The organism is Neisseria sp. P0022.S010 (assembly GCF_051956635.1).
Map to the genome: position 1 here is coordinate 1 of NZ_JBQCXF010000856.1, position 481 is coordinate 481.

The window sequence follows — 481 nt, forward strand, 5'->3', positions numbered from 1 at the left end:
CCAGCCGTGTTCTCTACCGCGCAGGAACGGTGGAACATCCTCTTCAATGTAGGCGAGGCAAATTACTTTGGTGTTGCCGCACTCGATAAGGCAGGAACCGTCGTCGTGGGGTAGGAATTTTTGGGTAATTTTGATGTTTCGAAGGCTGTCTGCGGCGCGGCCGATGCGTGTGTAGTCGCTCATAAGGGTCCTTTGTGGGAATAAAAAACAGGTTGCCTTGAATTATAGAGGAATTTGGCGGCAAAGGCCGTCTGAAAATCGACGGTCGGGTGTGTTATAGTATCCGTACTTCCACTCGTATTCGGAAACGGAGCCAAACCATGTCTACACGACGAAACATTCACATCCACAGCCTAAACGGCTTTGCCAATGCCGCAGGCGAATGCGGCGGCAAGCGGATTAATGTGGAAATCCGCGCGGTCAATCATCGTTATTTGGATGTCCAATTCCGTATGCCGGCAGAGTTGTGCTATTTGGAAGG

1 protein-coding gene and 1 pseudogene are annotated in these 481 nt (G+C 50.9%); one reads left to right on the plus strand and one right to left on the minus strand.

Features of this window, described 5'->3' with window-relative positions; genetic code table 11:
• A pseudogene (locus ACTHUT_RS21780) lies at window positions 1–183 on the minus strand (ribonuclease PH); the annotation flags it as partial.
• A 137-nt stretch (window positions 184–320) separates the two neighbouring features.
• Here ACTHUT_RS21780 and ACTHUT_RS21785 point away from each other — a divergent pair.
• Window positions 321–481 (plus strand): YicC/YloC family endoribonuclease (locus ACTHUT_RS21785; protein ID WP_440419898.1); only part of this gene is annotated, 161 nt, incomplete at its 3' end.